A 969-nucleotide genomic window follows, 5' to 3' on the forward strand; every position below is an offset into this window, starting at 1 on the left:
ATTGAACTAGGCATTTAGGCAATAATAAATTTGTAGGGCAATGGTGCTGCTTTTACTAATCTATTGATAAGGTTTTCAAATATTCCCTCTTTCATTTTATGCCTATTATATCGGTAGGTATATTCATCAACGTAGGCTTGTAGGTGTTTTACTGAATGATGGGTTCCTCTTAGCCAGGCTTTGAACATCATGATACTTCGGTGTAATTGAGAGAAGTTTTTCCCTTTTTTCTCTGATTTTTCTTGTTTTAATTTTGGGAACTCCGACTCTAAACCTCGATAGCCCCCCCATTTATCCGTTCTAACTTCTGCCTCATTATCAATATGTTGTATCATGAATTCTTTCAAATTCTGCTTACTGGCAGTTTTAATAACCTTGGCATACATGCGTGAAACACCCTTCCCCTTACGCTCAATTGCGACAACGACAATCTTCTTTTTTCCTTCATTTCTTCCAAGTGCTTCGTCGTCCTGACCTCCAACATAGGTTTCATCAACATCCACTTTTCCTTCCATTGGAAAATTTTGGCTACTTTTCATGGCCGACATAACCTTTCGTTTGAATAACCAACAAGTCTTTTGACGTAATCCGAGTTTTCGGCTCAGTTCGGTGCTACTGATTCCATTTTTGCTCGTTGAGACATAATAAATGATGTAAAAGGCCTTCAAAAGGGAGAATTTAACCTGATGAAAAAGAGTCCCAGCAGTTGGGGATTCAATATAATTACAGCTCGTACATTGACGATCATAGGAGCCATTGCCAGCACAATAATTGGTGTGTCCGCATTTTGAGCAGGAAAAACCATTACTCCACTTTAAATTAGCCAAATAGAGTTTACAGCTATCATCGTCAGGGAATTTTTCCTGAAATTCAAATAACGTCAAACTTTTAAAGCGATTTTCCATACTAACTAGTTTAATTTCAAGTAATTTAAGAAATTTAACTATATTTACCAAGAGCCTAGTTCAA

The 969-nt window shown here is 36.9% G+C and carries 1 protein-coding gene; it reads right to left on the minus strand.

Features of this window, described 5'->3' with window-relative positions:
- Positions 1 to 14: 14 nt before the first annotated feature.
- Positions 15 to 905 (minus strand): IS1595 family transposase, encoded by an 891-nt coding sequence (locus EZE20_RS23850; RefSeq protein ID WP_132122534.1) that lies wholly within the window; start codon positions 903 to 905, stop codon positions 15 to 17.
- Between the last annotated feature and the right edge of the window lie 64 nt (positions 906 to 969).

The sequence above is a fragment of the Arundinibacter roseus genome (assembly GCF_004348825.1).
In the GTDB taxonomy this organism is placed as follows: Bacteria; Bacteroidota; Bacteroidia; order Cytophagales; family Spirosomataceae; genus Arundinibacter; species Arundinibacter roseus.

Bases quoted from the DNA above. Each gene is read 5' to 3' on its own strand.
- EZE20_RS23850 (WP_132122534.1), bottom strand. From the start codon at position 905: ATGGAAAATCGCTTTAAAAGTTTGACGTTATTTGAATTTCAGGAAAAA.